The organism is Gilliamella sp. Nev6-6 (assembly GCF_001690605.1).
In the GTDB taxonomy this organism is placed as follows: Bacteria; Pseudomonadota; Gammaproteobacteria; order Enterobacterales; family Orbaceae; genus Gilliamella; species Gilliamella apicola_C.
This window is the reverse complement of record NZ_LZHP01000101.1, coordinates 1-7,722: the sequence shown is the minus strand read 5'-3', so window position 1 is coordinate 7,722 and position 7,722 is coordinate 1. Positions and strand designations below refer to the sequence as shown.

The following is a 7,722-nucleotide window of genomic DNA, read 5'->3' as shown; positions in this document are numbered from 1 at the left end:
TCCTTTGCTGGATTTCTATTTCGGTATCATTAATATAGTTATGCGATTGGCGTAAGCTTATGCCGTAACTTAATGTGGTTTTTTGTGATTCATTCCGATGAATAAGCCGGCTAAGCTGTATATTGGCATTGCGACTACGACCACTGTATTTATAATCTTCATTTTGTCCTGCTACCGTCTGATGATATTTATTACCCGATAGCGAAGCGTTTAATAACCAATAACCAAATGGCACCGAATAAGATAATAAATAGTTACGTGAACCATATTTACCTTTACCGTTTAAATCATGCCCACCAGATAAATAAAATGCGTCGCTTAACGATAATAAATTGTCCAAATAGAGGGTCGCTCCGCCTTGGTCGCGTCCTGTTGCTTTGGTGCCTGAATCATCAACCGATAACCCAATTCGCCACATCTTTGTTTGCTTGCGACTAATTACGATATCACTTTCACCCGGTTTGTCGCCTGGCACTAATTGCATTTGTGCGCTGACCGTCGGTAAGCGTTGTAAATTCTCAAGCCCTTGTTCAATATCGCGTAAATTAAGTGTTTTGTTTTCTCTTACAGGCATAGCGCTATAAAGCTGTGCATATTTATCGCTATCATCACTGTAATAAATTCGCCTTACTTTACCTTCAACAAGCAATAATTTTAAAGTCCCTGCTGTTAAATCTTGCTCAGGTGCAACAACGCGCGTAGTAATCAATCCATAGCTAACTAAGCGGTCTTGTAGTTTACTCATCAATAAGTTAATTCCTTGCCCTCCCAAGCAGCGATGCTCTGCTTGTTGCGCCAGCCTCTTTAATGGAATAAACCAAGGTAATTTGTCTCGTTCCATTAACTCGACATGATCAATGTTAAAACAATGAGCTTCAGTCGGAAAATCTATCCCTTTAGTGGTAGCGTTCGGGGGTAATAAACGAATATCGGGGAAGGTAGGACTAAGCAAATCTTGTAGTGCTTTTTGTCGCTCTTGCTGGTGGATCAACTGCTGATCACCCAGTGCCTGTGTTGGCTGAACTTCGGCCAATACAGGGGTAAAGGGTAAGATCACAAAGGCTAAACTTACTAGATATTTTATAGAAACTTTCATCGGAAAACTTATTATCGTGTTAATTTTACTCAAATGCCAGACAAAATTCAGTCAGGATATTAAACTTTATTAGACTCAATGTCCATATAAAACATAAAAAGATATTATTAAATAATATCTTTCAGATTGATGACAAACCTCGATATAATTCGGGGTTTATTTTTTTATTTAAACCTAAATAGGATTTTTAATTTGGATTTTATTAAATAAATTAAAAAATAGCCTAAAAAAACGTAACAAAAATAGCTTTATCGCTATTTTCTTGATATTTTGAGCCGTTGCGGCCAATAAACACTGCATTTGAACCTGCGCTCTTCCTCTAAATCGAGCATAACCATGTCCGTGATGTTGTTTAGCATCAGCAAAGCTGCGCTCTATCGTTTCTTTTCGCCGAGCATAGACTCTTTTACCCCACTGACTTAAACGAATCTCGTTGGCTTTCTCTTTAGCTGCTTCCCAGATATGCCGTGTGATGACTTTCTGTGTATTTTTACTCTGTGTACACTGTGACAATAACGGACAGATTTTGCAGGTTGTTGCATCAGAATGACAATGACGATAACATTCCCTGCTAGTAGTTTTATATATTAATGTTTGCCCGTTTGGGCAAGTATAAGTATCGTTTTGACGGTTATAGATAAACTGCTTTTTTCTGATGGGATTCGCACCATGGGTGGGGCGACGATAACCCAACACCGGATATATCTGCTCTGCCAGCAGTAAATGGCAAATGGGAGCCGTAAAATAACCCGCATCAAGACCGACACCAACCGGATTAAAGCCAAACCGCTCTAGCTGGCGTTTTAATTGAGCCATATAAGGCTGGGGATCATGGATATTTCTGGCTGTGACATAGGTATCGGTAATTAAATTATGTTTGCCATCAACCGTTCGGTGATCTAAGTAGAAGAATCCTTTAGGCTTGCCTTCCCGATGCATAAAGCCACTATCCGAATCTGTTGTACTGACTTTAACATCCTTGTATTTCTCTACCGTCGATGGCTTTAAGGCTTTTTTCCGTTTAATTCTCTTTCTGCGTTGATGGCTTGATTAAGCGCATCAATATATTGACTGGGCTCAACAATACGCTGCTCATTACGTGCTTTGCCTTTATTGGCATTTGCTTTCAGGTGAGTACTGTCCGTATATAATACCCGACCACTTATCAACTCTTTGGAAATGGCCTGCTCAACAATATTATCAAAAATCTGTAGATAGATTTCACTGTCATTAAACCGACGGCGTCAATCACTTTTTCGGTTAATCCCATTCCCAGAAACCAGCGATAAGCTAAATTGACCTGAATTTCCTGAACTAGACGACGTTCACTGGGGATACCGAAAAGATACCCCAATAGCATGATTTTAAACAGTCTGACCGGATCTTCTGCCGGACGACCGTTATTAAGGCAATAAAGTGGTGCTACCGCTTCTCGAATAAATTCAAAATCAATGACTTTAGCTATTTTACGAACAAGATGATTTTGAGGGACAAGCGCATCTAGCGAGATTTGCTCTATTTTTTTCTGGTGTCGCTGGAGTTGGTTTTTTTAGCATAGAAGAATTCCTCTTATAATGGACTCCTCTCTATTAGATCAAAGAACTCGCCAAAAAGCGAGCTCTTTGTCATCAATCTGAAAGATATTATTAAATAATATCTTTACTTAACATACAATTCAGATGTATCTAATTTAAATTCATCATAAATATCAAGTTTTTTCATAATATGCGCTAAAACTTAATTAATAGTTCGCATTCCAACTAATAACTCATCCATATAAATATCTGGATGTAATCGCGAGGAATTGTAACCTAAGCTTTCCTTTTCTGCTTTACAGCCCAATTCATCGTTTGAATCATAAACTAAATTAAGAAGTTCTGCCCTTAATGGCACACCAGCCTTAAATGCATTTTCTTTCACGAAATTCAACCAATTAACATAATCATTATTAACTTGATACTTAAACATTTTGATATTTATTGAGAAAAAGCATATCTCTACTGAACAAATGAAAGCCCCAAAAGCCCACAATGTACGCTTATCCAATGAAACTTTAAGGTTATTAGCACAAAAACTACTAGGGAGTAATAGTGAATATGTGTCTCCTAACCGTATTAAACATGATGAACCACTTAATCCCCAAAAAACTAACGCCGCAAGCGTATAGGCTACAGAGGTCAGCTAGTAGCACATGGCTTACGCTCTATCGCTATTACCATCAATGAACGAAGCCAAACTTAAACCCGTATGATTGAAGTAGTATTAGCGCATAACAATAAAAACAAAGTAAGACTAGCCTATAACGCTCAACTTATATAGCGCAATTCAAAGAATTAATGATTTGGCGTGGAAAAAACGGGTTTATAAAAATTAGATATGAGCGTTAATAAAGCCCCTATATAGGGCTATTTATTCATAGTTATACTTTTTTTTTCAAAAATTCTAGCTGTTTTTCACTTAAAATAACTTGCTCTTTTGATAGGTAATCAGTATTTGTTTCAATTATAGTTACTTTTTGTGTACTACCATTTTTATATGATATCCTAACTAAGCGAGAAAATGCACCTTGATTAATCCATAAATCCTCATAAGTATTAATTCTCGCTTCATAGAAAAAGCAAAACTTTAATTTTCGTTGTTTATTATAACTTTTACTTGGCAAATAGTTTATTAGGGTTACATAAACATAGGGTAAGAGTTGAGGATTAAGATTTGTATATTCGTAAATATTGAGTTTTTTTGCTTCATTAAGAATTGACAAAAACTCTGAAAAGTCAAAGAATGGAATAATTTCTTTCAACCTTTCCCAAATTTTACCTATATTTTCTTTAGCAAAATTAAGGTTTTTTTGTCGTATTTCTGCGTTTTGTTTTGTTATTGGCAAGTTACCGTAGGATCTTTTATTTGCTTCTTTTGTTGGGCAATAATATTCATCATTGTGATAAAAATGCCCATCATCCTTTTGTTTTCCTGCTCTGACTTTCAGACGCCTTTCACAAACAGGACAGCGAGCACCTGGCGCATCATTAGGTTTTTGAAAATTATGATCTAATGCAAATTTTAGGTATTCCGTATAAGAAATTAGCTTATTATTATATGGATGTAATGCACTAAACATTTTATTCTCCTTGTTATATTAAGCTCTTTTAAATTCTGAAATGGCAACATATATTCAATCAAAAAATTAAGAGCTGTCTGTTTTTTAAACTCAACTGTAGGCAAGTAGCCTAACGACGAATATAACTCTGTTATTATTATACCAATATGCATATGCAGAAAAAGAATGTTATAACTCCATAGTCGAGATGAGGAATTGACCTTTATAAACTCCGTTTAATCGTTTTAAATGTCGCTTCCACCACCGCTATAGGTAAATAACAATAAAAAAGAGCTTAATCCTATTAAGTCATTTTATTATATCGGCTTATTTATTAATAGCTAAGTTTATTTCTCTGCTTCAACTATATTAAATACAGGTGGAATTGTTAACTTAATCGAATAACATTGCGCATTGTTTTTTCTGATATAAACAACGTCCTTGACATGGATATTCATATTATTTGATGATAGCGTAAAATTTTTATACGTTATTCGTGTAATGTTTAATGACAAAAAACCATTAAAAATACATTATATATTTTATGTGTGTTATAAGTGATAAGTCCACTAATTATTGGCTCTATTCGCTTTCACCGATAGAGCCAAAAAATATTAATTAACTATCACACGACCATTTAAAGGCTGAATTGGACGGTTGTTATCATGATGTATGATTGAGTGGAATTTTTCAATTTGTTTGGCAGATGCGCTACTTTCTTGTTCTAAAATAATCCATCTCACACCTTCCGTACAAGGCGGTGTTGTTAGTGAGCCGCTAAAGCGGTAAAAATCTAATCTATTTGGCAATAATGCCTTAATATTAACCGACTGACTTAATGTCGCAGTGTTTCCTACTTGTGTCGGAATATGTTGCCAAGCTTTAGCTAATTCGGGGTTAGATTTTCCCCTATTAAACATAAGACCAACAACCGTTAAGTCACCATTGTCATTTTTATAAACAAAGTGAGCTTCCATCGGAAAGGGTTTACTTTTAATCATATTTTCGCTTGGTGCATGAAAATGGAATTGTTGTAACGTAAAGATTTCATTATCAATTTCTAAGGTATTACCTTCGTTAACATTGATTTGAATGGTATGGCCGTTGTTGATGATTTCTTGCTTGCTGGGTTTAAACGCCAGTTTAAGTTTATCATGATGGGTTTTTAGTGCATGTTCAATATTGATCGGCGATTGATTTTTGCCGTTTTCACAGGTTGAAAATTCAGGTGAAAGTTTTCCCCAATTTTCGGGTTTAAATTCGCCTTCATAATCCCAATGCGGAGCAGGCTCTACAGCAGCACAAGATAAACTGGTTGCCATTAAGGCTGCAATAATTACATTAAATTTCATGTTGATTTTACGTTAGAAAGTTGTTTATTGGAGACCAAATTATACGCCACAAAAAAACACCTTACTACAATCACACATCATCACTTTTTGATATTTTTATAAAAAAATCGTTTGACATTTATACAAAAAACCAGCTAAAAAATAGCTGTTTTTTTGGTACTAATTTTACTCAATTTTTATTATGATAATGTCTAATTGTTTATGTTGAGTAACTCTTCACAGCTTAGGCATCGTCAGTCGGGGAAGTATTTTTCTTGACTTTCCGTCATTAAAGTACAAGTTTGCTAGATACCCCGCTCAGCGCCTCGGCTTATGCGGGCTTGGTTCTTTGATGGTTTGTCCTTGGTTAGCTTCATAAACCTAACTGCGACCTACAGGATTCAGTGATAAATGCTAAGGCGTGACACAAACAACTGGACTGGTTTGTTTTTCCGACACATTCTCATTCTTTCCCCCAATTATTGTTGCATTATAACTATCCACTATGAATTTTTCACTTGTCCAGGATTCTATCTCTTTTGTATCTGGGTAATCAATCATGTTGCCCCATTCCGCCAATAATCCAGCTCCTATTTGACGCTGATAATAATTGCCACTTGATGATGGTTTGCCTCCAACAGCACCCTGACAACGACTACCTAACAAACCAGAACAGACAGCGTTAGTTAGCTCATTTACCTGTGGCAAACGATAACCTAAATCACGACACCAAGTTTCTGCTTCAGAATAAGTTCTGTAATTTACAACTCCTCCATTGACAAACCATTTCTGTAATATAAACCCATATTTCACTACTGCATTACCACGACTATCTCTACCCACTAACTCAAATGTCTGCGGCAAATTTGGCTTAGTAATTGCACTAGGATGAGGATTGTTCCATTGGCTCTTTGCCTCTGGACCTTTTAGCGTAACACGCGTTACTGGTACTGAATGATCGGATATCCAATAATCATCTTTTGGTAACGCCCTTGTTACAGTAGCGGTTATTCCTCCATGCGTAACGGGTAACCACGTTAGTTGACTGGCATCAACTCCACCTATATCTAAGTCAAAATATACACCATCAATTCCTGCGGTTGGAAAGTTTCGTCCGTATTGCGATGGCGTGACTGAGCGCGTAAGGAAACCTTTATCCGGATTCCAGACAGTAGCCGGACCAGTATGGTCAACCAAAATGCCGTTTATCCAAGTTTCAGATGAGCTCTTTAAAGCTGGTCTTGCAAAGCAAATAAATGGTGATGATTTTGGATTAATATAATATGTTGCTGTGTCACCAGTGAAAGTACTACTATTAGGAACGCCGTAACGGGTACTTAAACTACCCTCTTCGCTACTTATTACCACTTTATAAGGCGCATTACATATCATTAATACTTCACTACGATTCACTGTTTTACCATTCTTATCTGTAATACTAACCGCTAAATTCCCTGTTGCGGTTATCTCTCCTGCTTCCTGCCCATCGCCATCATCATCGCCCCAATAATTATAGTTTGTTACTAACTCATTTAAACTTACAGAATTAGTTGATGGCGGGACTAACATTTGAATATCAGCAAAGCTTTGACCCACTGCAGGTAACTCAATTGGATTTGCGGGTGATGAACTATTGGTTGTAGGGGTGAATTCTCGACCATCCGATAATTTAATACCTAATAACTCCGTTGTTGTGGTCACTTTGGTTTTACCACCATCAAACGTTAAATACGGGGCACTACCTTGAATCACTTGGCTAGTATGTACCGTTAATGCTTGCGAACCTTGCGAATACGGCAATAACAATACTGGCGCTAATGCCAACGGGATTTTTTTAAATAATTTGGTGGATAATTTTGATGATATAAACGAGCGAAGTGTAAAAAACCGGCTAATGCGATTATTGGATAAATTTAAGGCATAGGCTTGCCCTGTCTGTTGTCTGTTGTCTGTTGTCTGTTGTCTGTTGTCTGTTGTCTGTTGTCTGTTGTCTGTTGTCTGTTGTCTGTTGTCTGTTGTCTGTTGTCTGTTGTCCAAGATTATACTGCATAACATCCCACCTTACAAATAAAATATTGTTTTATTTATTTTTTATGATTATTAGCCTGTAAAAAAGCTAATTTAATTTTTACCGTAAAAATTATAATGTTAAAAAAAAGCTTGGCTAGTTTTTTTTGTGATTTTTTGTAAAGGAATGT

At 36.4% G+C, this 7,722-nt stretch carries 5 protein-coding genes and 1 pseudogene; all 6 read right to left on the bottom strand.

What is annotated here, in order from left to right:
• Positions 1 to 1,096, bottom strand: a 1,096-nt coding sequence (locus tag A9G42_RS12675; RefSeq protein WP_143426175.1) for a ShlB/FhaC/HecB family hemolysin secretion/activation protein, incomplete at its 3' end; no start/stop codon positions are given.
• 174 nt (positions 1,097 to 1,270) lie between these two features.
• Positions 1,271 to 2,652: pseudogene (locus tag A9G42_RS12670) on the bottom strand (IS1182 family transposase).
• Between the two features lie 181 nt (positions 2,653 to 2,833).
• Positions 2,834 to 3,016, bottom strand: a complete 183-nt coding sequence (locus tag A9G42_RS12665) for a hypothetical protein (RefSeq protein ID WP_143426174.1) — start codon at positions 3,014 to 3,016, stop codon at positions 2,834 to 2,836.
• Between the two features lie 499 nt (positions 3,017 to 3,515).
• Positions 3,516 to 4,214: a hypothetical protein gene (locus A9G42_RS12660; protein ID WP_065653588.1), complete on the bottom strand. Its 699-nt coding sequence runs from the start codon at positions 4,212 to 4,214 to the stop codon at positions 3,516 to 3,518.
• A gap of 593 nt (positions 4,215 to 4,807) precedes the next feature.
• A complete protein-coding gene (locus tag A9G42_RS12655; protein ID WP_065567193.1) occupies positions 4,808 to 5,545 on the bottom strand; it encodes a carbonic anhydrase in 738 nt (245 codons plus the stop codon).
• A gap of 393 nt (positions 5,546 to 5,938) precedes the next feature.
• Entirely contained in the window at positions 5,939 to 7,579 is a 1,641-nt protein-coding gene (locus A9G42_RS13465) for a hypothetical protein (RefSeq protein WP_143426173.1), read from the bottom strand.
• Between the last annotated feature and the right edge of the window lie 143 nt (positions 7,580 to 7,722).